The 25,651-nt window shown below is 47.3% G+C and carries 18 protein-coding genes; 8 read left to right on the forward strand and 10 right to left on the reverse strand.

Going from position 1 to position 25,651, the window contains the following annotated elements; genetic code table 11:
- The first annotated feature begins 124 nt into the window (after positions 1 to 124).
- The gene (locus R3B84_06380) at positions 125 to 1,273 is read left to right on the forward strand and encodes a hypothetical protein (GenBank protein MEZ6140182.1); all 1,149 of its coding nucleotides are present in this window, start codon (positions 125 to 127) and stop codon (positions 1,271 to 1,273) included.
- A 1-nt stretch (position 1,274) separates the two neighbouring features.
- Here R3B84_06380 and R3B84_06385 read toward each other — a convergent pair whose 3' ends face one another.
- Positions 1,275 to 1,862, reverse strand: coding sequence for a hypothetical protein (locus R3B84_06385; protein MEZ6140183.1), 588 nt, complete (start codon positions 1,860 to 1,862; stop codon positions 1,275 to 1,277).
- A gap of 240 nt (positions 1,863 to 2,102) precedes the next feature.
- Here R3B84_06385 and R3B84_06390 point away from each other — a divergent pair, with 240 nt between their 5' ends.
- Positions 2,103 to 3,722: a sialate O-acetylesterase gene (locus tag R3B84_06390; protein MEZ6140184.1), complete on the forward strand. Its 1,620-nt coding sequence runs from the start codon at positions 2,103 to 2,105 to the stop codon at positions 3,720 to 3,722.
- A gap of 68 nt (positions 3,723 to 3,790) precedes the next feature.
- Here R3B84_06390 and R3B84_06395 read toward each other — a convergent pair whose 3' ends face one another.
- Positions 3,791 to 5,053, reverse strand: a complete 1,263-nt coding sequence (locus R3B84_06395; GenBank protein MEZ6140185.1) for a PQQ-binding-like beta-propeller repeat protein — start codon at positions 5,051 to 5,053, stop codon at positions 3,791 to 3,793.
- A gap of 169 nt (positions 5,054 to 5,222) precedes the next feature.
- On the opposite strand from R3B84_06395, the gene R3B84_06400 reads away from it, so the two are divergent.
- The 3 genes from R3B84_06400 (at position 5,223) to R3B84_06410 (ending at position 8,749) form a co-directional block, all read left to right on the forward strand.
- On the forward strand, positions 5,223 to 6,593 hold the full coding sequence (locus R3B84_06400) for a DUF1501 domain-containing protein (protein ID MEZ6140186.1): 1,371 nt from the start codon (positions 5,223 to 5,225) through the stop codon (positions 6,591 to 6,593).
- A gap of 54 nt (positions 6,594 to 6,647) precedes the next feature.
- Positions 6,648 to 7,874: a PQQ-binding-like beta-propeller repeat protein gene (locus tag R3B84_06405; GenBank protein MEZ6140187.1), complete on the forward strand. Its 1,227-nt coding sequence runs from the start codon at positions 6,648 to 6,650 to the stop codon at positions 7,872 to 7,874.
- Between the two features lie 98 nt (positions 7,875 to 7,972).
- A complete protein-coding gene (locus R3B84_06410; GenBank protein ID MEZ6140188.1) occupies positions 7,973 to 8,749 on the forward strand; it encodes an FkbM family methyltransferase in 777 nt (258 codons plus the stop codon).
- A 52-nt stretch (positions 8,750 to 8,801) separates the two neighbouring features.
- Here R3B84_06410 and R3B84_06415 read toward each other — a convergent pair whose 3' ends face one another.
- The 4 genes from R3B84_06415 to R3B84_06430 form a co-directional block, all read right to left on the reverse strand.
- Positions 8,802 to 9,770 carry an OB-fold nucleic acid binding domain-containing protein gene (locus tag R3B84_06415; GenBank protein ID MEZ6140189.1) on the reverse strand — a complete coding sequence of 323 codons (969 nt, stop codon included), beginning with the start codon at positions 9,768 to 9,770 and terminating at the stop codon, positions 8,802 to 8,804.
- A gap of 608 nt (positions 9,771 to 10,378) precedes the next feature.
- Complete coding sequence (lpdA, locus tag R3B84_06420; protein MEZ6140190.1) at positions 10,379 to 11,806, reverse strand: dihydrolipoyl dehydrogenase; 1,428 nt, start codon at positions 11,804 to 11,806, stop codon at positions 10,379 to 10,381.
- 44 nt (positions 11,807 to 11,850) lie between these two features.
- Entirely contained in the window at positions 11,851 to 13,470 is a 1,620-nt protein-coding gene (locus R3B84_06425; protein MEZ6140191.1) for a 2-oxo acid dehydrogenase subunit E2, read from the reverse strand.
- A gap of 93 nt (positions 13,471 to 13,563) precedes the next feature.
- The gene (locus tag R3B84_06430; protein ID MEZ6140192.1) at positions 13,564 to 16,341 is read right to left on the reverse strand and encodes a pyruvate dehydrogenase (acetyl-transferring), homodimeric type; all 2,778 of its coding nucleotides are present in this window, start codon (positions 16,339 to 16,341) and stop codon (positions 13,564 to 13,566) included.
- Between the two features lie 887 nt (positions 16,342 to 17,228).
- On the opposite strand from R3B84_06430, the gene R3B84_06435 reads away from it, so the two are divergent.
- Entirely contained in the window at positions 17,229 to 17,624 is a 396-nt protein-coding gene (locus tag R3B84_06435) for a hypothetical protein (GenBank protein MEZ6140193.1), read from the forward strand.
- A gap of 133 nt (positions 17,625 to 17,757) precedes the next feature.
- Entirely contained in the window at positions 17,758 to 18,399 is a 642-nt protein-coding gene (locus R3B84_06440) for a hypothetical protein (GenBank protein MEZ6140194.1), read from the forward strand.
- A 100-nt stretch (positions 18,400 to 18,499) separates the two neighbouring features.
- Here the strand turns inward: R3B84_06440 and R3B84_06445 are convergent, their stop codons facing one another.
- Positions 18,500 to 21,019: a serine/threonine-protein kinase gene (locus R3B84_06445; GenBank protein MEZ6140195.1), complete on the reverse strand. Its 2,520-nt coding sequence runs from the start codon at positions 21,017 to 21,019 to the stop codon at positions 18,500 to 18,502.
- A gap of 261 nt (positions 21,020 to 21,280) precedes the next feature.
- On the opposite strand from R3B84_06445, the gene R3B84_06450 reads away from it, so the two are divergent.
- Complete coding sequence (locus R3B84_06450) at positions 21,281 to 22,486, forward strand: vWA domain-containing protein (protein MEZ6140196.1); 1,206 nt, start codon at positions 21,281 to 21,283, stop codon at positions 22,484 to 22,486.
- A gap of 6 nt (positions 22,487 to 22,492) precedes the next feature.
- Here R3B84_06450 and R3B84_06455 read toward each other — a convergent pair whose 3' ends face one another.
- The 3 genes from R3B84_06455 to R3B84_06465 form a co-directional block, all read right to left on the reverse strand.
- A complete protein-coding gene (locus R3B84_06455; protein ID MEZ6140197.1) occupies positions 22,493 to 23,449 on the reverse strand; it encodes a DUF4921 family protein in 957 nt (318 codons plus the stop codon).
- Positions 23,449 to 24,993, reverse strand: coding sequence for a glycogen synthase GlgA (glgA, locus tag R3B84_06460; GenBank protein MEZ6140198.1), 1,545 nt, complete (start codon positions 24,991 to 24,993; stop codon positions 23,449 to 23,451). The genes R3B84_06455 and glgA overlap by 1 nt, the downstream gene beginning before the upstream one ends.
- Before the next feature lie 228 nt (positions 24,994 to 25,221).
- On the reverse strand, positions 25,222 to 25,647 hold the full coding sequence (locus R3B84_06465) for a hypothetical protein (GenBank protein MEZ6140199.1): 426 nt from the start codon (positions 25,645 to 25,647) through the stop codon (positions 25,222 to 25,224).
- Positions 25,648 to 25,651: the final 4 nt, after the last annotated feature.

Below are 25,651 nucleotides of genomic sequence, written 5' to 3' on the forward strand. Positions count from 1 at the left end.
TAGGTGGGGGACTGGTAATTTGTATTCTTGGAGATTTTTCCCTGTGGTCGAGTTCGCCTTGTATTTTTTTCCAAATACAGATATTGTCTAAATTCCTGGCACCTACATGGAAGTGGGCGAAAGCATGGTTTCTGTTGCAAATATTTTGTGTTTGATTCTCCCCTGTGCATTGCAAATCCAGTATGTTCAGTTTCCTGCACCATCGAATTCCAACCTGATTCCACCAGCAGTACCACCTGCTCCCAGTCCGCTGGTTTCACAAGTATCTCAATTGGCGAAACTGGGTTCCGTATCGTTTGAAGCCAAGGATTACCAAAAGGCGCAGGAATATTTCCAACAGGCCAAATCTGTGGGAGAACCGTTGACTTCAATTCAGGAGCAACAGTGGGGCTACTGCAGATTGAATGCAATTGCTACCTGCCTGAATGCAGGTACGTGTACTGAAATGAAGCGACAGATGTTTCTGGAAGAAATATCAGAAATTCGCAAATTACAGTCCCCGGGCCTCGACAAATTCAGCGCTATCCTGGTGAATCATTTACAGGAAACGGGTGAAAAGGGCTCAATCAGTGCCTCAAAGAACTCATTTCAGATCAGCCTAGCAAAAGATCCACATTCAGGTGAGTACGCAAAAGCACTCGCCGAAGAAATACGTGCCGCCATGTATCTTCGCTGGGCTGGCTCAACCGGCACAACATGGGATGTTCCCTGCCAGATTTTTCTTCACGAGAATTACCAGGCATGGCTGGAAAAACAACAAAAAACAGCAACGGCCAGTGGTTACGTTGTTGTCGAACTCAATGCACAAAAGATTGTTCAACGGCAGATCCACCTGGATGCTAATGATCCAAAAGTATTTGAAAAGCATTTGCCTCATTTTGTTACCCAGATGGTGGTGACCGATTTGTTCAGTGAACAACTTCCCCCTCGGTGGGCAATTATTGGTATGGCAAGCCTTTCGGAACCCAAAACGGAACTTGCGGGGTATCTGCAGGCAGTGCCCAACCTGTTGAAGCAACGAAAGCTATACACTTTAGAAGCATTTCTGGCAATGGATAACTTTCCAGAGAAAAACGAAACGGGTACGTATTTCGCCGAAGGAGTATCACTTGTACACTATCTCGTTCAACAACATGGAGCAAAGGCGTTTACTGCTTTTCTGAGAGAGGCTCCACGCAGGGGCTTTTCAAGTGCTTTGAAATCGCACTATCAGATTGAAACTGTGCAGGAATTGCAACAGGAATGGTTAAGATACTGTCTGGGTAAAAAATAACTCAGTCGTCGCTGCCTTTCTTGCCAGATCCGCTTTCAATCAGTTCCATGGTCATGTCCATTTTGTTCCCCAGAACTTCCATTTTCATTTCCATCTTGACCGAACCAAACTTGAAGCCTTTGGCATTCCACACTTTGACATCAGCATCAATGTCCATGCCCATCTGCTTCATTTTCATCTTGTAGGTTTCCCAGGTGCAATCGTATTCTTTGCCATTCACCTTGATCTTTTCTTTACCATCTTTCAACTTTTCGATCTTGGCTTCGGTGCCTTCAGGCAGATTCATCGACTTTGCAGGATCAAGAGGCTTCGTCAAATCCACAACTTGTGTCTGTTTTTGATTCGGAATAGGCAGGTTGCCGTCGGATTTCACTTCTGTTTCCAAAGTGGCTTCTTTTTCGGACTTTTTCACCACAGTGGTGGTGGCTTCCATGTCGATATTCATCCCGAGGATCGACATCGACATTTTGTACTTGGCAAAATCACCTACCTTGGCATCTTTCAGTGGATTTGGCTCTTCGCTTGGCTTTTGTGCAAAAGTGGTGGTAGCAAAAACAACAGCAAACGCCAGCGCAAACAATTTCTTCATTTCAACTCCAAAAATTCAGTTCAGCAGAAAGAAACACTCTCTCCGACAATGCAGGAACATTATAAGCACGGAAGGAGCATCCAACAAATTTCACGTGCTCATATTTATTCGTTCTGATGAAATGGATATTTATGAGATATTTCTCATCATTTTCCCCCACTTCTTACAATCCCAGTTGTTAGAACAACTACGACAAGTGCAAATGGCGTGCACTTACTTACACTCTCCAGAGTACTACCGATGTTTCTAAAAAGTTTCACATTTTTTCTCTTTTTGGGATTATTTTCGCCTGCAATCGCGCAGTTGAAGGTTCATGAGATTTTTTCTGACAATATGGTGCTGCAAAGAGATCAGCAAATCACCGTGTGGGGGACTGCTCGGCCGAAGGAAGAGATCTATGTGCATTTACACATTACAACTGCTGATGGCTCCCGTGAAGAAGGGAGTAGCACCATTGCGGACGAATCTGGAAATTGGTCTGTCAAATTGGCTGAATTTCCAGTTGGCACCAACGGAAAATTAACCGTCACCGGTTCGCCAGAAAGGAAGCCAGGAATTGGCAAGCAGAAAGGACCTGAAAGCCGAACCTTTTCGAATATCGCTGTGGGTGAAGTTTGGCTCTGTTCGGGACAATCCAACATGGAATGGCCATTGTCGAAAACCGTTCAGGCACAACAAGTTATTGCAAATTCTTCCAACCCCAACATTCGATTATTCACCGTACCGAAGTTCGCGATCGATACACCGCAAACTCAACTGAATCCTAAAGTAGAACCCGCTTCCAAAAAGTGGTTTGTCTGCAATCCGCAAACGGTCGCTAATTTTTCCGCGGTGGGGTATCATTTTGGCAAGAAGTTACAGGCGGAATTGAATGTTCCAATCGGCTTGATCCACACTTCCTGGGGTGGGACACCTGCTGAAGCATGGACCAGTCGACCTGGATTGCAAAACGAGGAAACTTTGAAGTACTATACGACTAACCTGGATCAGGCGTCCAGCAAATACGATCCAGAAAAGTCGAAATCAAATTATGAAGAACAAATGAAAAAGTGGCGTTTGGCCGCAGATGCAGCAAAGAAAAATGGTAAACAGATCCCAAGACAACCACGACTTGCCGGCAAACCAGGCACCAATTCTAACGATCCATCATCGCTGTACAACGGTATGATCCACCCGCTTCTGGGTCTGAGATTTCGTGGAGCGATCTGGTATCAGGGTGAATCAAACGCTGGCACCATCGCGCGTGCGACTGAATACCAACTTCTATTCTCCAAGATGATCGCTGATTGGCGAACGCAGTTCAAACAAGGGGACTTTTCGTTTTACTTTGTCCAACTGGCACCATTCAATGCGGGCAATCCCATGGGTGAAAACTGGCCTATTCTGCGTGAATCGCAACTGAAAACCGCACAAACTGTGAAAAATACTGGTATGGCGGTGATCACCGATGTTGGAAATCCCACTGATATTCACCCACAAGACAAAGCGCCGGTAGGAACACGTCTCGCTCTGTTGGCACTGGCAAAAGATTATCAGAAGAAAATTGTCCCCATGGGACCGGTTTTTTCGAGCATGACGACGGTGGATTCATCATGCCTGATCACATTCCAACATGCGGAAAACGGCTTGATTTCCAGCGATGGTAAAGAACTGACAGGGTTTACGATCTGTGGTGAAGATCAAGTTTTCCACCCAGCAACAGCGACAATTAAAGGCAACGAGGTTATTGTTGTATCCGATAAAGTCAAAAAGCCTGTTGCAGTGCGTTATGGCTGGGCGAACTACCCTATTGTGAATCTGGCAAATAAAGAAGGGATACCAGCAACGCCATTCCGTACGGATAATTTCGAAGTGAAGTAAATTGAAATAACTGTATATAATTGTTGATTAGTTGACTTTAAAATCAACAATTATCAACAAATGCGAGTCTACTTTTTGCCAAAGCAGATCAGTGTCTTCTCACCTCGGATATACAATTTGCCATTTGCAACAGCGGGCGAAGCGTAAACGCCTTCTTTCAAGTCGCTTTGGTCAATCATTTCAAATTCTTTCGCGGCTTTGAACACAAAAACCTGCCCATTTTCATTGATTGAGTAAATCGCACCATTAACCAGAATCGGGGATGTATAGACCTGCCCACTCCCACCCAGACGTTCTTTCCAGTGCACTTTACCAGTGGCGGCATCGGCACAATAGGCCACATTTTCTTTGTCCGTGATCCAGAAGAGCATACCATCTTTAGCAACAGGCATTGGAACATAAGGGGTGCCAGTTTTCATCTCCCAGGCTAATGCAGATTTCGTCACATCGCCGGATCCATCCGATTTCACCGCTACCATATGTCGATCGCCACCACCATCACCAGAAATGGCATATATCAAGCCGTTGTGGTAGATGGGACCGCCTACATTACGAAGTGCACTGATTTTTCCTTTCCCTTTCGCTTCCCAGGTCCAGGTCCAATTCCAATTGGTGCTACCGGTTTCAATGTTGTAAGATGTTACGCCAGCAGTACTTGCGACGATTAATTCTTCTTCTTTCTCTTTTTTCAGAATGAACGGGGTGCTGTAGCACGCACGGTAAGCTTTGCGGGGTTGAGACCATGCCAGTTTGCCAGAGGTTGCATCGTAAGCCTGTAATTCTGCCTTGCCATCCTGATCGAGATTCACAATGACTTTTCCACCCGCAACGATCGGAGATAATCCTGCACCGTGCTGGCTGGCGAATTTCCCTAAGTTATTGCTCCATAACTGCTTACCCTCATAATCCCACGCACTTAGCGAAATTTCTGCTCCGTCCCAGAAGATTGCGTAGACACGCTCTCCATCTGCGGTTGGTGTGGAAGAAGCCAGACTGTTTTTTGCATGTGTTTTTGCAAATTTACCGGTCAGTTCTTTCGACCAGAGTTGTTTACCATTATTTGCATCGTAACAAAGCATCAGTCGCTTGTCGCCTTTTTCACCTGCGGATTGAGTGAAAAGTTTCCCTTTCGAAATGATTGGTGAAGAATAGCCACGACCAGGGATTTCAACACGCCAAAGAGTTGTTTTTTCTGTCAGGCTGGTGGGGATGTTCTGATCGTTTGCCGCACCCAACCCTTCAGGACCGCGGAACCGTGTCCAATCTTCCGCCTGTGCGGCAAGCATTGAAACTGAAGCCAGAAAAAGCGTCATTAATGAGTTTTTTTTCATTCTCTTGGTAACCTCAAAGTATTGTCTGCTGATTATGTCGCACCATTGGAAAAATTGCACGGAAAAATCAGTCGAGAATTCAGAAAAAAATGTTTCATCAGCGAGAAACTTTTGGCACAATATTTGGGCATACCAAGCAGAAATTTCATTCCGCTGGAAAGATTAACAAATGTTAACCATTTTTGATGCAGACGTAACGCGGCGTGAATGGCTACGAATTGGCTCAATTGGTCTGGGTGCCCTGACTTTACCCAGTCTGCTGGCTGCCCGTTCCAAACAACCAGAGCGTGCCAAGGCACGTTCCGTAATTATTTTCGGGCTGTTAGGTGGGCCCCCACAGCACGAAACCTGGGATCCCAAACCAGATGCTCCCGCAGAGATACGGGGTGAATTTGGCACAATTCCCACCAGTATCCCTGGATTCCGAATTGGCGAGCTGATGCCAAAGACGGCAAAACTGGCCCACAAAATCGCGGTGCTGCGTGCAGTCTCCAGTGGCGATAATGCCCACTCATCGAGCGGCTACCAGATGCTGACAGGTGTCGAGCATGAACCCCGAAATCGGGAAAATGTCACTGCCCAGGCCCCCAATCTGGCACCATCTCTGACAGCGATCATGAGGTATCTCCGCCACACCGTAAACGGACTGCCTTCCGCAGTGGTACTTCCCGAACATCTGTGGAATGATGGTAATATCCCCTGGCCAGGACAGGATGCGGGCATTCTTGGCAGAAAATATAATCCCTGGCTGATCCATTGCGACCCGAACCAGCCTAACTTTCAGGCACCGGAAATCAGCCCACGCACTGAATTAAATGAGATCCGTTTGAAAGGCCGCCAATCTTTGTTAAGCGAATTAAATGTCGTGCTGGATCGCGAAGCTGAGAATTATGAGAAGCGTGAAAAGAATCATTTTCGCGATAAAGCATTCGATTTGGTCAGTTCGCAACAGGCCCGAAAAGCATTCGCAATTGAAGAAGAATCCCCTGCGACACGCGATCGGTATGGACGCACTAGATTTGGTCAAAGTGTGTTATTGGCACGGCGTCTGGTAGAAGCGGGTGTGCCCATGATCCAGGTCAACTGGACCCGCATCAAAGACGCACCCAATCAGGGAATGTGGGACACCCACCGCGACCATGCGAAATCTCTTCGTTCCCCACTGATGCCAATGATGGATCATTCTTTTTCCGCACTGATTGAAGATCTTGATCAGCGTGGTTTGCTCGATAGCACGCTGGTACTTTGGACTGGAGAATTTGGCAGAACTCCTAAAATCAATGGTAGCGCTGGGCGTGACCACTGGGGAAATGTGTTTTCGCTGGCACTTGCAGGTGGTGGAATCTCAGGTGGCGTTGTTCATGGATCTTCTGATGCACAAGCAGCTTACCCACGCGATGGACGAGTTACTCCAAAGGACATCATCGCAACCGTCTTCGACAGGCTGGGATACTCTCCAGAAACCGAACTTCTCGATCATCTGGATCGACCCATTCCATTAACCCGTGGTGAAGTAATCAAGGCGATTACCACTCACTGACCTATTCTTTTTTGAAGAGAACTATGAAGTATTTTGCGACTGCACTGCTGGCACTTGGCTCTGCTGTTATCCGCATCAGCCGATAACTGGCCACAATGGCGTGGTATCCACAATGATGGTATCAGCAAGGAAAAAGGGATCGTTTCTGAATGGTCTGAAACAAAAAATATCGTCTGGTCACTGACCCTGCCAGGTATGGGAGGTGCGACGCCCGCAATCTGGGAAGACAAGATCTTTTTGACGAGTGAAGCCGGCGTTGAACTCATCGCAATGTGCATCAGTACGGATGGCAAAGTTCTATGGCAAAAAAGTATAGGCAAAACAACGAATAAAGCCCGTTCTGATGAAGGCAACGGTGCGTCCGCTTCGCCCACAACCGATGGAAAACATGTGTGGTTCTTTGTTGGCAGTGGAGAATTGGTCTGCTTTGATTTTTCAGGCAAAGAAATCTGGAACTTCAATGTGCAACAACGGTATAACAAGTTTCAGATTCAGTTTGGCATGCATTCCACTCCAGTCTTGCACGATGGTAAGTTATATCTCCAGTTACTGCACACAAAACACCAGGATGTCGTTTGTGTCGATGCTGCAACTGGCAAAGATATCTGGAAAATCGACCGCAAAAGTGATGGACGGGCAGAATGCGAACATTCATACGCATCACCTATGATGTGGTCGAACGGCAAAGATGCCTACCTGGTGACCCACGGGAATGATTATACGATTGCCCATGATTTGAAAGACGGCAGCGAAATCTGGCGTCTCGGTGGTCTGAACCCAAAGTCAGCTTATAATGCAACCCTGCGTTTTGTAGCCACTCCGCTGGTTACGCCCGATCTGATTGTGGTCCCCACTGCCAAAAATGGACCTGTTGTGGGTGTAAAACCCACTGCGAAAGGCACGTTTTCTGCTGGGAGCGAACATGAATTATGGCGACGCGCGAAAGAGACTCCTGATGTACCATCCCCCTTGTTAGCTGATGGTTTGGTTTATCTCACGCGTGAAACCGGTGTACTGAACTGTGTTGATGCCAAAACGGGCGAGCAATTATACAGTCAACGAGTGAATCCAGGTCGCCACCGCGCTTCACCAGTATATGTTGATGGGAAAATTATTGTGGCATCCCGCACCGGTCAGGTGGGGGTTGTGAAAGCAGGTAAATCCTTTGAACTGATCTCTGAAAATCGTCTTGATGATGATTTCAGTGCCTCCCCGGCTATTGCTAACGGCAGAATTTATTTGCGGGGGTATAAAAAACTTTACGCGATTGGTAGCAAATAACCTCGATTTCAACGATTTCAGTTTCAGGCATACATTTCTGCCATTTTCGAGAATAAATTTATGCTACTTTTGCAATGTTCAATCTTTGGATAGCAAAAATGGCCGAAGCACGCAAAGGTTTTCAGTTTTTTCGTCGCGATTTCTTGTTCGGAGCATTGGCAGGTGGAGCTGCCACTGCAGGAACTGGCTTGTTGATGCCGATAGAGTGGCACCAGAAAGTGCTACCAGAAGGAAACCAGCTTGTTTTTGGGCAATGTGGAGAAGATTTACTGGTAAGCCAATTGTTTCAGCATCTCCAAATTGACAAACCCAGTTATATGGATGTGGGGGCATATCATCCCACAATTGGCAGCAATACCTACAATCTGTATCGTTCGGGTAGTCGCGGCACCTTGATCGAACCCAATGTTGACATGATTGCCGATCTGAAATCAAAACGCCCGGAAGATCAGGTTCTGAATATCGGAATTGGCCTTGGAGAGGAAGGTGAGGCGGACTTTTACGTCTTGAACTACCCACAATTGAATACTTTTGATGAGGAAGAAGCGAAAACACGTGTTGCAAATAGTGGTGGCAAACTGCGGATTGACCGTGTCGTGAAAATGCCACTTGTTGACATCAATCGAATCATTCGTGAAAATCATGGTGATAAAGCACCCGATTTTCTTTCAGTAGACACAGAGGGGTTGGATTTCAGCATTTTGAAAACGCTCGATTTCAGCAAATATCGACCGATGGTCATCTGCGCTGAAACCGTCCAATACAGCACACTGAAATCGATCGATACGATTGGTGACCTGCTGAAGGAAAATGGTTATGTATTGCGTTGTCAAACGATTGCGAATTCGATTTACCTTCGCAAGGATCTTTTGTAAGCACAATCTTAGAAATACTGACTCTCAGACGTGAAGGGGGAGGAAAAAGTTATTATTCACTCTTCCCTTTGTACAATCTTCGTTGCAAGGCAACGTTAAATGGTGTCCAGTGCGAACTGCCTTTGCGATCATCATCGATTTCTTTCATCGCGATGCACAGACGGGAGTCAAACATGTCAATGATGTGCAGGGCAATTGCTTCCAAAGTCATCGGAATTTTGGGGCTGCCAAACTGGGATTCCCCATGATGGCTGACAATTAAATGCCGCAGGTGCATGTAAAGTTCATCTGGGAATGCTTCACCGGTCTGTTTTGCAGCAAGTTTTATTTTTTCAGAAAGAAATTCCAATCCGATCGCCAGATGCCCAACCAACTGGCCTTCATCTGAATACGAAAACATGTGCTGGTAAGTTAATTCTCGGATTTTTCCGCTGTCGTGCAGGAAAATACCTACCTGTACGAGATCTTTGTTGACATTGGGATACAACGGCAGAATTTTCTCCGAAATATCCAGCATCATCACTACATGTTCCAGTAGGCCACCGAGGTATGCGTGGTGAACCTTGATCCCTGCTGGAGCACGCGTAAACCCTTTCATGAACTGATCATCAATCAGGTAGCAATCTACAAGTGCACGCAGATGGTGATTGGTGATTTTTCTCAGAAATCCTTTTAGCTTTTCCAGCAACGTACCAATATTGTGCTTTGTTGTGGGCAGGAAATCTGCGGGATCTACCTGCGCAGGATCAACTTTGTCGAAGTTGTTGACAATTAATTGCAAAGATCCTTGAAACAACTGTACTTTGCCATGGATCAACAGGTAATCCCCGGCTTCAAATGATGTGTGCTGATCATCACTGACATTCCACATCCTGCCACTGATTGTTCCCGTGCGATCCAGCAGATCCAGCAATAGGTAGGGGGCTCCGTTCCGATTCACTCGCAAATGTTTATCAGCAATCAGGAAGACTTCATCAACATTGTCCCCGTCCGCAAATACTTCAACAAACCGTCGACTCATGAGAATGCTACTTTACTAGTAAGAGGTAGAGGGTGCAGATTCTTATTTCCGCTTAGATGGAATAGTACAGATGCCATTGTGACATGGCACGAGATGAAAGCGATTTTTTGCAATCCAAAGGTAAATCCGTTGTCCGATAGTGGGAATTCCTGGCAGGAATAACAGGGGGTAAAGGCACCACAATAAAGGTAGACGACCAGCTATCCAGCGAAACGCCCTAAAACCAGCGTATGCTTTTTGACGATCCGGCCTCAAGAGATGCATCTCTTCAATCAGGCGTTCCTGCACAAGGTTGGCATTATTGACAGGAATCTGGTCCCAATCCCGAGCATTCTGAAAATCTAATCTGTTGAACCAATCCAATCTGCGAAGTATATGGACACTTTTGAGGCAGAGTGGGCATTCTCCGTCAAAAAGAACTACCCCTTTACCATGAGTTAGTGGTAACGAGGCTCGGTCGTGTGTAATTAAAGTGGCCATATTTCTATCTTTGCACGAGAATGCGAAATGAGCAAAAAAATCCATTAATGAAGAATAATTCATTAAATCCCAAGTTTACGCATTACTTACATACAAATCAGATGAAGATCTAGTTCAGTTCGATTCGCTTAATTTCGCTTTTTAGGCTTTCCAACATGGGTAGCACTGCCCATTGCAGCCATTTCCGCACTTTCCATAATCGTTTCGGCCAAAGTGGGGTGTGCATGAATCGTTTCAGCAAGATCGCGGGCCACCGCACCCATTTCTACCGCCAGAACGCCTTCTGCGATCATCTCCCCTGCCCCAACTCCCACAATCCCCATACCAAGAATACGCTGTGAGGCGGGATCGACAAGCAGTTTCGTCAGGCCTTCTGGACGAGCAAGGGCAATGGCACGTCCCGATGCTGCCCACGGAAAGGTGTGTTTCTCAAAACGGATATTTTGCTCAACCGCTTCTTTTTCGGTAATCCCACACCATGCAAGTTCAGGATCTGTGAACACGACAGCTGGAATCGCCCGGGGTTCAAAAGCAGTTGGCTCACCAAGTATCGCCTCAATGGCAATACGGGCTTCTGCAGTCGCTTTGTGAGCCAGACCAGGCTCTTCTGCAACGTCACCAATGGCATAAATATTCTGATCGCTGGACAGTCGCTGTTTGTTGATTTTGACGTAACCACGTTCTGACACTTCCACTTGCGTCGTTTCTAACCCCAATCCGGCACTATTCGGTCGACGTCCCACTGAAATGAGCACTTTATCGAATATCATTTCTGCTGGCACATCTTTACCTTCCAATTGTGCGACAATTCCATCGGGTGTTGGTTTTAATGACGCCACTTTTGTGTTCAGATAAATGGCTTCGAACCGTTTCCGCATTCTCTTTTCCAGCGGTGCCACGAGATCCCGATCTGCGGAAGGCAATAACCCGTCAGTAAACTCTACAACTGTGATTTTGGTTCCCAGGGCTGCGTAAACAGTTCCAATTTCCAGGCCAATATAGCCTCCACCGATCACCAAAAGGGTCTTTGGCACATCTTGCACAAGCAAGGCTGCAGTAGAATCCATAATCCGTGGATCGTCTAGATTGAATGCCTTCGGGATTGCGGGCAGACTGCCTGTGGCAATAATTGCCTTTTCAAAACGAATTGTACCAGTGTTCTCCCCTTCCAGTTGTACTGTATTCGAGGAAGTAAATGTGGCTTTTGCGCGAATGACTTCCACCCCACGCCCCTTGCAGAGCATGGCGATTCCATTGGTCAATTTCCCCACCACTTGCTGCTGGACAAATTTTTGGAGTTTTGCCAGATCGACAGTTGGAGGCTGAAAGTGGATCCCAATTTCTTCAAATTCCCGTGTCTCTTCCAGAATTTTCGCCACATGCAGGAGAGCTTTGGATGGAATACAGCCACGATTTAAGCAGACCCCGCCAAGTCTCGGGTCAGAATCGACCAGGATAACCTTCATCCCATGATCGGCCGCGTGTAATGCTGCAGGATAACCACCGGGTCCAGCACCAATCACCAGAAGCTGTGTTTCTTTATTTATTTCACTCATATCAGTACCGATAGGGCCAGTTAGTTTGAATCCAGAAAATCGAATTAGCTTTCCATCAACAGCCGAATCGGATCGGAGAACAGTTGCACCAAACGTGTTGTAAAGCGGGCACCATCAGCACCATCGATGATGCGGTGGTCGTAGGTGAGACACAAGGGCATCATCAGTCGGGCAACGAACTGGTTATCACGATACGCTGGCTGAATACTGGAACGGGATAATCCCAGAATAGCAACTTCCGGATAGTTAATAATTGGCGAAAAAGCAGTGCCACCAATTCCACCCAGATTCGTAATCGTGAAAGTACCGCCCCGCATTTCATCTGGGGTCAGTTTTCCACTTCGTGCCTTGTCAGCAAGTGCCGCTACTGATTGTGCGAGATCGCGGATTGTTTTTTTGTCTGCATCGCGAATGACAGGTACAACCAATCCACGTTCAGTATCAACAGCAATTCCGATGTGGTAATATTCCTTGTAAATGACTTCCCCGTTCTGCATGTCCAGTGAGGCATTGAAGTGGGGGAATTCTTTCAGTGCTGCCACCACTGCCTTGATCGCCAGAACAGTCATCGTAATCTTGGCGGTACCTTTCGGCATCGCATCAACGATTCGCTTACGACCTGCTTCCAAATCAGTGATATCTGCCAGATCAAACTGGTTAACCGCCGGTGCCATATGCCATGATAAGGACAGGTTTTCTGCAATTTTTTTGCGGATATTGCTGACAGGCTTTTTCACAATCGGGCCATACTTACTGAAATCCGGCATCGGTGGTGCTGAGAATAGCGCTGAACCGACAGCGCTGGAAGTCGCAGCAGGCTGATTCATTTTGGCACGGATAAAAGTACGCACATCTTCCGACGTCACTCGGCCGCCACGTGCAGTGCCAGCAACCTGATTCAGATCGACCTGATGTTCGCGGGCGTATTTTCTTGTAGATGGACTGGCAGGCACTGGCCCAGTGGCGTTCACCACACCAGTTGAAGGCGTTGATGAAGTCTCCGTAACCGACTTTTCTGCAGGTGCGGGTGCAACTTTTTTGGTGGGAGCACTCGCAGGTTTCGGTGCAGTAGGCGAAGATTGTGAAGATACTTTCATTTTTGCCAGAGTGGCACCGATTTTTGGACGATCACCCTCTTTCACAAGGATCGCTTCAACTACTCCTGCGACTGGCGCGGGAATCGGCATTGCAGCTTTATCCGTTTCGATCGTAAAAAGTTCCTGATCTTTTTCTACAGATTCACCAACTTTTGCAGCGATGCCCACAACCACACCAGAATCAATCCCTTCGCCTAAGTCCGGCAGCACGAAATCAAAAGTGTTCAATTCGGCGACAGTGGCTGATTCAGCATCAGAATTTTTTGGAGGTGCTTCACTTTTAGGAGATTCTGAGTTCGTTTTAGGTGCTTGTTTTTCTGGTACCTTGCCATTAGCTCCAGCGAAGTTAGCCAGAATCTGGCCAACTTTGACACGTTGCCCCGCCTTCACAGCGATCGATTCCACCACACCCGCGTGTGGATACTCGATTGGCATCGACGCCTTATCTGTTTCAATGACAAACACTTCCTGCTGTGGTGAAATTGAGTCGCCAGGTTGTACCTTGATTTCGACAATCACCCCATCTTCGATCCCTTCACCAAGTTCAGGCAGTCGGAATTCTGTCATGATCTAATATTCTTCTGAGTAACGGAGGGTATGGTTGTCAAATTCCAACAACCAGAAATAATTACTGTATTATCATATCGCAATATTGCTGCACTATACCGTCCAGGGGGCAGGTGCGTCTGGATTAATATCAAAATCCTTAATTGCTTGTGTTGTTGTGCCAACTGGTACTTTGCCGATCAATTCCAGTTTGTACAGGGAGGCAACTACTACGTGCTGAGCATCAACTTCAAAGAATCTGCGAAGATTCTGACGGGTTTCAGAACGACCAAATCCTTCAGTGCCGAGAGGCAGGAAACGATCACCTAAATACGTTGCCAGTTGAGTCGGCAGTGCCCGCATGTAGTCGCTGGTAGCAACAATTGGACCATCCGTATCAGCCAGCACCTGCTGAATATACGGTACTTTCTGTTCTGCTTCCGGATGTAGGCGATTCATTCGTTCGCATTCAACACCATCACGGATCAGTTGCTGGTAGCTGGTTACCGAGTATACGGTACTTTCAATGCTGTATTTTTCTGCCAGAAGTTCCTGTGCCTTCAGAACTTGCTGCAAAATCACCCCACTGCCCAGTAATTGAACTGTCGCTTTCGCTTCAGCCACCTTGCGTTCACGATAAGAATAGATGCCACGAATAATCCCTTCGCGTGTAGCTTCAGGCATGGCTGGCATATCGTAGCTTTCGTTGTAGACAGTCAAGTAGTAGAAGCACTCTTCATTATCGACAAACATCCTGCGAATACCGTCTTCAATAATCACTGCCAGCTCATAACCCCACGCGGGATCATATGCACGACAGGTAGGGACGGTCATTGCGGCGAGGTGACTATGTCCATCTTCATGTTGCAGGCCTTCACCGTTCAATGTGGTGCGACCCGCTGTGGCACCCATTAGAAAGCCTCGGGTTCGGGCATCAGCTGCGGCCCAGATCAAATCCCCGACTCGCTGAAATCCAAACATCGAATAATAAATGTAAAACGGAATCGTATTCGTCCGGTGCGTACTGTAAGCAGTACCTGCGGCGATGAAGGTAGCCATACTGCCCGCTTCGTTAATTCCTTCCTGGAATATCTGTCCGTTAGAAGCTTCGCGATATTCGGACATTGTTCCTTTATCTACAGGAACATACTTCTGGCCAGCAGGACTGTACAAGCCAAAGGTTTTGTACAAAGGTGGCAAACCAAAAGTCTGGCCTTCATCAGGAACAATTGGCACAATCAACTTGCCAACGTTGGGGTCCTTCATTAGCGACTGCATCAAGGTCACCCAGGCAAGAGTCGTTGATTGACCCTTTCCGGGAGGTGTTCCCTGCATCGTTCGCTCAAAACTCTCAGCGGCAGGTGCCTTACAAGGCACAAAAACATTATTTCTGGCGGGAAGGTAGCCACCTAATGACCGCCGTCGTTCATGCAGGTATTTGATTTCAGGTGCGTCATCACCTGGGTGATACAAGTCGCATTTTTCCAGAACCGCATCTGGGATATCAATTTGCAGCCGTTCACGGAAACCCTGAAGTGCCTTGAGTTCCATTTTGTGTTCTTTGTCCGAGGGATCGAGCATCTGCTCGAGCTCTTCTTGAGTCAACACAACTTTTAGTTTCTTTTCCTGGTGGGCAGTATTGTTCGCTTCAGATGATGTCGCGTAACCTTTAACTGTTTTTGCAAGAATAACAGATGGTTTGCCCCGGGTATTCATCGCTGCACGATAGGCATTGTAAACTTTAACCGGGTCATGCCCACCGCGACGAAGGCTGGCAAGATCTTCATCCGTCAGATGTTCAACTAGCGCCTTGAGTTCTGGCGTATTGAACAATTTTTCCCGAATAATGGCAAAATTACCTTTCTTGCAGTGGTAAGCGTATTCCTGGTATTCGCCGTCGGGAATCGTTAACAACCTGTTTGTCAATGCACCAGTGGTATCCCGTGCCAGTAATTCATCCCAATCAGAACCCCAAACGCATTTGATGACATTCCAGCCAGCACCTCGGAAGATACCTTCCAGCTCCTGAACGATTTTGCCATTACCACGGACCGGACCATCAAGTCGCTGCAGATTACAATTCACCAGAAAAGTCAGATTATCCAACCCTTCACGTGCTGCAATTGACAGACAGCCAAGGGTTTCAGGCTCATCGCATTCACCATCACCCAGAAATGCCCAGACGTGGGTGTTTTCAGTATTGCACAGATCACGCCCCTTTAAGTAACGGGCATAGCGAGCCTGGTAGATCGCCATGATTGGCCCAAGTCCCATGCTGACCGTGGGGTATTGCCAAAAATCCGGCATCAGCCAGGGGTGAGGATAACTGCTGAGGCCACCACCTTCCTGTAACTCCTGGCGGAAGTTTTCTAATTGCTTTTTGTTCAGGCGACCTTCTAAGAAGGCACGAGCGTACATCCCAGGCGAGGCATGACCTTGAAAGTAGACGACATCACCACTGGAATCGTCTGTCATACCACGAAAAAAATGGTTAAAACCAATTTCATAGAGCGTAGCTGCTGATGCAAAAGTGGCTATGTGGCCACCTACGTTGGTGGTCTTGTTTGCCCTGGCAACCATGGCCATTGCGTTCCAGCGTACAAGACTTTTGATACGCCGTTCCATTTCCCGATCGCCAGGAAATGGAACTTCCAATTCGGTAGGAATCGTGTTGATGTACGGTGAGTGAAGCGAGCCAACTTTCTGAGTGGAACCTGCCGCCTGCATCCTGTGCGACAACTGATCCAGAAGAAATTGTGCCCGCTCTAAACCCTGGCCTTTGATCACTGCACTGAGCGATTCGAGCCATTCGTAGGTTTCTAAGGGATCAACGTCGACTAACTCGTTTGAAATAGCTGATCGTTGAACCAAGTCTTCAGAACGGACGATCATGGATTCGTCTCTCCAGTCGAGTGGCAGTGTACATTATGGCAGATATTGAGGGCAAATCATTGTCAGTGTAGATTCGATCTTTCAAATCATCAACCGTGCCCGCACCGCGTTTAGTGTATGCAACACAATCGTCTACCATGTTAAGATAGGTTTCTGATGGCATCCTGTCTACAAACTTTGAGAATGGGCAAGATACCTTTTGCTCTTGCTGTGAACGCTTTTCTTCATTTGCGGAACATACAAACATGAAAAAACGCATGATGCTGTTAATAATTGGTTTTCTCGTTGCCCCATGCGCGGTCGTAGGGGACGATTTATTAAAAAACCCTCACACAACTACCCTGCCCTCACCGACTTTATCGCCCAACGACGCACTCAAAGCCGCACAAATTCAGACGGGAACAAAAATAATTTTCGGCAGCAGCAATAAATTTCAACAGCAGGTAGATTTCACGCGTTCGAAATTACCATTTTGGGATGTAATTCGAATATGTGCTGAGGCAACAGATTCTCAAATTTGGGTCCGTGGGAATTCCATTGAATTCCATTCAGCAAAGTCGAAACAAATTTTTGATGTTAGTGGGCCATTTTTTATTGCCCCACAACAATTGAACTCAAAAATCGATTACGAAACCCAGATTTCCACCCACCAAATGACCGTTCAGGTAGCTTGGCCGGCTTCGCTGCCAGTTTTTCGATCAGATAGCCATGCGAATGTCAAGATTTGCACTACTTATGATGACGCAGGCGTGTCCATCAACCCGCAGCTGAAAACAAATCGTCTGGACACGCGAAATCCAGTTTCCGGAATTGCAACAACGTTTGTAATCCAGTTTACAAATTTACCTCGCACCGCAATGGGAATAAATCTCAAAGGAGAGATCACGATGACCATGGCGGATCGCTTTCTTCTGTTCCAAATTGATGGAAAAAGTGGTAGTGGGCAGAAATTGTTAGAAGGAGTAACTGTTTCACTAACAGGTAAAACTTCGGGCAACGACTATCTGATTACAGCCCAACTGATATATCCAAAAACCAGTGCAAAGTGGGAGAGTTACGAAAGTTATTGGATGCGTTCCAATCGCCTCCAACTGGTGCCAACTGGTCAGAAAACCCCACTTCAAGCAGATAATTTTCAAATTGGCGATGACAACATTACTTACCTGTTCCGTGGTGGGGCCAAGGTACTCTCCCAAGGATGGAATGCAACTTACCAGACACCTGCCACTATGAGAGAGGTTGCGATACCGTTTGAATTGAGTGGGGTCCCGTTACCCAAGTAGGCAGTTCCCAGCAGTCATTTTTCCAGATTTCGCGCAAACAGATCATTTTCGACCATTCTTCTGGTGTACTTGAGTGACAAAACTGAAAAACACTCAACAACACAGAAAAAACTGAATACAAGAGAGAACGGCAATGAACATGATCAGCAAATACTCAGTAGTAGCAATCGTAGTAGCAGCGGGTTTCTTTAGTGGTTCTGCCGCAAACGCACAATCCTGTGCGGTGATCGATCGGCTGGCTTTGCAACTGGATCGTCAGGCACGCGGGGTTCATGCCGAAGTGGATGCCCACTTCAAGAACACCCCACTGTACCGTCACCTGCACGAAGATATCGAGCAGATGGAAGCGTTGGCGGGGCAGATTCACGAACTGGCTACCCGAAACGCCGACTTTAGAACCATGAAAGTTGCAGTGCACGATCTGGATAAACTGAACAGTCATATTTCCGGACTGGTGGATCAACTGCGGTTTCACCCATGTGATCAACGGGCATACATCCACCTGAAATCGAGCGTGCTCGACCTGGACCGAACCATTGTGGCAATGCAGAACGAACTGTACCGCACCAATCGGGTTCCTGTTCATCCAGTACATGGTGGCCACGGCTTCCCCAGCCACGGTGGTGGTTTCCCTCGACACGGTCATGGTGGTTTCCAGCAACCAGTGCAAGTTATTCCCCAGCCTGTGGTGGTGCAACAACCAGTGTTCGTGCCTCCCACCAAGACGATCACCATCGGTAAAGGCAACTTCCGCCTGGGAATCCAAATCCGCTAAGTGGTTGTGAAATAAGAAGTTCTGCTGTTCAAGATCCACCTATACGGTGGATTTTTTTTCGTTTTGAGATGGGGTTTAAACTGATCCGAAAACCAGAAAATTACTCTTCTACCAGATATACATCCATGGATCGAATCCATACCCACGGTTGGGCAGCCTGAATTGGCTCAGTGCCAGAAAGATGAGAAATAACTAATGAGAATTCGCCATCTTCACCTCGTTGAAAGATAAAATCTTCTGTTTTCCATTGATTGGTGCTTTCTGGCAACAAATAAGTCTGAAATGGGAAAAAGTTTTTGGCACCACGTACCATTGAATTCAGTCGAACAGGGTAGGTATCATTGCTCGCCTGGTATGTAAGACGAACGACAATCTGGGCAGTGGGGGGGAGATTTTCCAGAACATCATTGCATTTCGTTTTCAACTGCGGTGGCGTAGAACCTCCTGTCCATTCGTAACCAATTGCCTGAAAATTGCCAAAAGTGCGTGCCGCGAAACTGACTTTGGTATTATCCTGATAAGTGTTCATCACCCATGTTTTCGGCAATGGCTTCCCGTCTATCTGAGAAAGGCTTAATCTTTTGTCCACTCGCACCATTTGGTTAGGAAAATCCTTGAAAGTGGTGCTGTATAAAGGTTTTGAATTCATTCTCGGGGTGCCCAAAGGTGGGAGATTTTTTTGATCCCAGATTTGTAATGAATGAAAATTCATCCAACCTGTAAATGGTGTCACAGTGCCCGTTTTTTCACCGGTTTCCATCAAAAAACTCCATTCATTGGTGCCACTTGGTGCGAATGGAATGTCAATAACACGCCACTGATTATTAGAGTTTCCTAATAATTGTCTGGTTAGTCGCGTATACGGTGCTTTCAAAGACTGCACCCCGGCGTAGGCAGTGCCCGCACCATCTGCGGAATAAATCAGGCGAGCCACATACCAACCGGAGGCTTTAGTGGGTAATGATTCAGATAACCTTACAAGTATCTGAGAGCCATAGTGACCTTTTTCCTGACGAAAACTTAAAACTCTCTCATTATTCAAATCGCGCACACTCGCTTCCATCTGAAAACCACTTTCTTTCAGGAAATAAGGATTTACTTGCAGTGCCGCAGGCAGATTTCTAAATACTTTCGAACCTTTAATCGCGGGATCATCGAAAAGATATCCCTGAGTGGGTGTCTGACGTAAGTTTACATTCAACAATGGTTTACGACCATGAAGTGGTGCGAGCACTTCTTGAATTGGCATCCGATTGGGTTGTTCTACCGGTGTGGTCGATGGCTGTGTAACTGGTTGGACTGTTTTAGCCGGACTGGAAATAGTTTTCGTCGTTGTCGGTGCTGCAGAAGTTTGCCCTGGAGCACGTTCAACTACTTTGGGGTCTGTTCCCTGATCACGAGTCAGGAAAAATACCGCACCAATTGCCACCAGCAATGTCACCACCACCGCACTGAATACATACCAGAATACAGGTGGTTTGGACTGCCGCACCGATTCGTTAGTGGGGGTTTGCTTTTCAACCTGTGGTACAAAATGTTTGGTCGTTGTACCTTTGCGAATAATTGTGGAAACTTTGGAAAATTCCTGATCCCAACCAGGTTCCAGCCATGGATCGAGAGCGATAATAACTTCAGCCATCGACTGGTAGCGCTGGGTGGGTGATTTTGCCATCATTTTGTCCAGCACTGCATCCAATTCTGCCGGAATATCCCCACGCACTGAACTGAGAGGCGGGACGCTATGTAGCTGATGTGCAATTAATTTTTGTGTATTGGAACCTTTAAATGGACCTTTGCCAGCCAGAATCTTGTACAGAGTGGCTCCGAGACTGTAAATGTCCGTGCGGAAATCCTGTGATTCACCCGCGGCCTGCTCAGGAGACATGTAATCAGCAGTCCCAGTAACTGCATATTGACCATCGTAACGTCGGGTGACATCATCATCTTCATTGGCGAATTCACGCGTGAGTCCCAGATCAAGCACCTTCACCAGACCGGAATTCTTATCGCGTATCAGATTGGATGGCGTCACATCGCGGTGAACAAGCCCTTTTTCGTGTGTATGCGCTAGTCCCAACGCAGCCTGAGCAATGTACTGAACCGCCTGTGAAACATTCATCGGCCCATGTTCAGACACCATCTTTTCCAGTGTCTTCCCTTCAATGTACTCCATCGCGATGTAGTGCACATTATCCGTTTCACCCACATCATAAACTTTCACAATATTAGGGTGATCCAGCTTGGCGTTGGATCGCGCTTCGCGTAGAAATCGCTCGATTGTGTCTGGCTTGCTGGCAATCGAAGAGATCAACTTGACTGCTGCGCGACGATTCAAAGAGGAATGTTCGGCCAGATAAACCGTTGCCATCCCCCCCTGCCCGATTGGCTCCAGAATTTTGTAGGGGCCAAGAAAATAACCCTTGTGCTTACCTGAAAGTAGTTGGGTGGCCTGGAACTTTGTCAAAATGCGGTTTTTCACCAGCATTGCTGCAAGTGCGTTGGGATCAATCGTCTCTATTTGGGAACCAACCCTTTTCAGAAAGTCATTCAGGGTTTGTTCCGACAGAAGCTGACTCTTCCTGATCAGTTCAACGAAGCTGTTCGTGGTAATCGTCGCCATGGGTGGAGTATCCCGTCGCTGTGCAAGTCTATATCAATTCTTACAACAGAAAAATGAAGAACAGGAAGCTGGAATGAATCCTTGTGCACGAATTTGAGAAAATTTTGCACTCCTGACTGAATTATGGGCAAAAAATTCTTTCTGTGGTAGAATTTTCAACTTTTGCGTGAATTTTACTGCCGCCTGAAGGGATTCTCAAAATCAAATGCGTGCGTAAACGAATAACCTAATAATGGGCAGTCCCAGATCAGGGAGGGAATCATGGCTCAATTGAAAGATGTGGTGGATCCATTCGGGGAAGTAAATGTTCGCATTGCACCAGGTGGGAAAGTACGCGTTACTGCGACGATCTTGATGGAACCGAACAAAGAAGGTGCCCAGACAGGCATTGCATTGGATGGGTCTGGTTCGATGTCTCAGTGGTACGGTGTAAATTCAGGAGCAACTTTATCTCCGGTATTTGGAAAAGCAACCGCTAACAACATTATCACACCCGTTGCCCAAAAAATCTGCAGTTATCTTGCTCGCAAAATCGATGCAGATGGTGGCACAACCTGCATTTATTGGTCGATCGGTCCAGGTGGGTCTGAAATCGAAGTAATCGGCGACCTGACTGCAGCCGAGGCAGAGAAACACCAATTCCGTGCACCTGCAAACTTTGGCACTGGCACACAATTACTACCTGCACTTCGCTATTTTCTGGAGAGATTCGAAGACGCACCGTGGGGCTTTTATGTATTTGTCACCGATGGAGAGGTCCACGATTTCGATGAAGTAAAGTCTTACACCATCAGACTTTCAGAAAAAATCGCTGCTGGCAAACGTAATCCGGTCAAGCTGATCCTGCTTGGTGTTGGAAATGATGTCGATACCGAACAGATGCGTGAATTGGACGATCTGGACACTGAAGTCGATTTGTGGGATCACAAACTAGCCAGTGAGTTGCGGGTACTTGAACAGATCTTCGCTGAAGTTGTCGATAAGAATGCTCGGGTAGCACCAAAAGGTAGAATTGTCGATCCGAATGGCAAAGTATTAAAGGATTATGAGGACACAGGTGTCCCCGCATACATCGAGTTCGATGCTCCTGCGAGCATACCGTTTTTCACACTCGAAATTCCTGGTTTTCGGATTCATCAATCGCTGATGGATGGGAAACCCGCACCCAAGACAGAAGAAACCGCTCCTTTTGCCCAGCCAGTGGGACAATTGCCGGATGCAGAGCAGGAAATTCAGCCACAGCCAGAAAAAGTTCCAGAAGCAACCCACCTGCCAGGTGCGGAAGAACCTCCCACTGTTACAAAAGAAACAGAGCAATCATTCGAAGATGCAGTTGCACGCGATACTGGTACTACCCAGGATCGGGAGTTGGACATTACTGAGGAACTGGATAAGCCCAAAGATCCGGAACTCGATTTTGAACTGGAGTTCGACAAGCCACCCGATATCGATCTGGAAGAACGTTAACATAAATTATGATTCAAGAATTGCCCGCAGTTTGAAACTAGCGTGGGCTGGATCGACCGTATTAAACAACTGACCTGTTGCCAATTCCCACCCTGCAATCGTCTGCGTCCGTGGGGTAAATTCTAGATACCAATGATCCCACCGATGCCTTTTCGGTGGAGATTTCAACAACAGATTACTGGCCCAATCGACACCCAAAATAGTCTGATATGCTTTTGATAACTTAACTGTTATATCTGCCAGTGTGGTACGTTCGAAATCTGTCATCAAATCAATCGATCGGTAACCACGGCGTGGGATGATCCACGACTCATATGCAAAGCGCGAAGTGGGAGGGCAAACAACCAGCCAACTTTCCGTGGCAAGCACCAATTCAGGACAATTTTCACTTAAGTACTTACTGTACCAGGAATTACCTGCTTTTGAAAACCGATCTGCTTCTCGCTGAACCTGCTCAGGTACGAAATCGACTGCGACCACTTGAGAATGGGCATGTTCAAGCGAAGCCCCACCTGCCCTGCCCTGATTTCGGAAAATTTGCACGAACTGGATTTCTGAGTGGGAGTTCCAGTAGGAAAAGCGTTGTTGCCACGCGATCAACACTTGCTCCCACTGAAGGGATGAAAACTGGTGCAAATGGGTTAGATGGTCCGGTGTCTCAATTACTACTTCGGACGCACCGTAACCAGGGCGGATTTCTGGTGAACTGATACCAAACGCAGATCGGTCAAACTGGCTGACTGCTGGGTAACGATTCGGCACCACTCGCACCGACCATCCGGGCTGGTTGGCGGCAGTACTTTCCTGCCGAATCGCGAAAACTTCTTGCGTGGTCTCTTTTTCGTGGGATTCACAAAATGGGCAGGCGCCAGGGCTATGTTGTAAACGCTGTTCACGTGCAGGACAAATGAGCACCTGGTGACCTTTCAACGGGTCCAGCCGCCATTCTGAAGGAAAATTCATTAAGCACTCTCAACCAGCGAACGCCCTGCCCGCTCCGCAACCAGTCTGCGGTAGATTTTCTCGTAACCGCGTGCGGCACGTTCCCAAGACCAATCTGCCTGCATGCCATTGCGAATGATCCGGCGGAATGTTTCCGGACGTTCGTGGTACAAATGCGTTGCCCATCGGACAGTTCCCGTAAGTGCCTGCGGGGTATATGCCTGGAAGCGAAAACCGTTCGGTTCGGCTAAAACCAATGATTCTTCAGTCGCATCAATAATCGTGTCAGCCAGCCCACCCGTCGTCCGTACGATTGGTGGTGTACCATAACGCAAACTGTACAACTGATTTAAGCCTGAAGGCTCAAACTGGCTGGGCATTAAGAACAGGTCCGACCCAGCTTCAATCTGATGAGCCAGCTCTTCGTTGAAGCCCAGCAACAGCCCCACTTTGTCTGGATAGCGAGCCTGAATTGCCTGCAGCTTTTCGTGGTATTGTTGGTCGCCTTCACCCAAAACAATCATCTGGGTTGGGATTTTCAGCAGATCATCTGCTGCCTTAACCACCAAATCAACCCCTTTTTGCTCTACCAGGCGGGCCACCATGCCAATCAGCGGGATGTCAGGCTGGGTTGGCAGGCTGAAATGACGCTGAATTGCCGCCTTGCAGGCGGCTTTCCCCACCTGAAAACTGTTGACATCATAATTTTTAGGTAAATGGGGGTCTGTTTCCGGATTCCAGGTAGTGTAGTCCACACCGTTGACGATGCCATTCAGGCGATCCCGACGCTCTCGTAAGATGCCTTCCATCCCACAGCCAAAGGTTGTGGTTCGGATCTCATTTGCGTAAGTAGGACTCACGGTGTTCACCCAGTCCGAAAAAACGATCCCGCCTTTCAGGAAGCTGAAATCGCCATAAAATTCCATCTGCTGATGGTTGAACAACCGATAATCGAGTCCGGTATACGGGTAATCCGACCTGTGAAATCGCCCCTGGTAAGCCAGATTGTGGATCGTGAACAGCGATTTAATCCCACGTGCAGAGGGTAGGTGGCGGTAGGATTCCCGTAAAAAGACCGGAATCAGACCTGTTTGCCAGTCATTGGCATGAATAATATCCGGTTTTTCAGGCAAAACCGTCAGCGATTCCATGATTGCCCGGTTGAAAAACGCAAACCGCTGACAATTGTCGCCGTAATCGACTTTTTTTCCCACCTCGTTGGTGTATTGGTAAATGGTTGTACCAAATTTGATGTCATCCCGCTCGAAAAAGCCCTCATTTTCGACAAAGTAAATTGCAATATTGCTATTTGGCAATGTTCCTTCGTAAATCTGAGTGGGGATGATCGACCTGCCGCAGGGTACTGATAAGGTGCTGCCAACCGGGCGGATATCGGGAAATTTCTGCCGCACACACCGATAGAGCGGCATAATCACTGCCACTCGGTGCCCCATCTGTTGAATTGCTTTGGGTAAATAGCCAGCAACATCCGCCAACCCACCTGTTTTGGCAAAGCCCACCACTTCTGAACAGGCGATGAGAATCGAGAGAGGTTCGTCACGCATAGTGTTTCGATTTCCGTCTGTTGGTAATGTAATGTTACCCATGTCACCCAGATTTTCGACAATTTCTCTACTGGAAACTTTCCGTCATCTTCACATCGACCATTTGCCCACTCAATCCGTAGTGGCATTAAGGAGTTTTTTTCAAAATTAAACACAACCCGGAATTCAATGAGAAAAATATGAGAAAAGTGGTGCAGGCAGCCAGTCCGTGGGTCAGCACACGCAAAATCAATTCTCCCCATCTTTGATGGGGCGGCTTTTTTTTACATAACCTTCGCTGGCCTCAAACAGACGCTTTCGTCGCGAGATCGCCTGAACATCGTTTTGCTGCATTTGAATCAGGTCATCGTAATTTGCCAGGCAAAACTGGCAAACCACGACTTCGAGATGAAATTGAATGTAATCGGCGAAGTCGGGATCGTGTAAGCCGCGGAGATAATTGTTCAGATCATCTCGGGAAATACAACTCAGACGTTCTTTTCGCCAGATACCACCCAGAGAATGCTCGCCTTTTTTCCATTGGTCAAGCACCAGCTTCAACGTATCACGCAATTCCGGATTTTCTCGTAACTCCGCTTCCACTGCAGCCATTTCGTTCGGTTGAAGTGCTTCATCCAGATAGGCATGCAAACGTTCGTGAATATTGTCAGCCATAGAA

Source organism: Zavarzinella sp. (assembly GCA_041399155.1).
Taxonomy (GTDB): Bacteria; Planctomycetota; Planctomycetia; order Gemmatales; family Gemmataceae; genus JAWKTI01.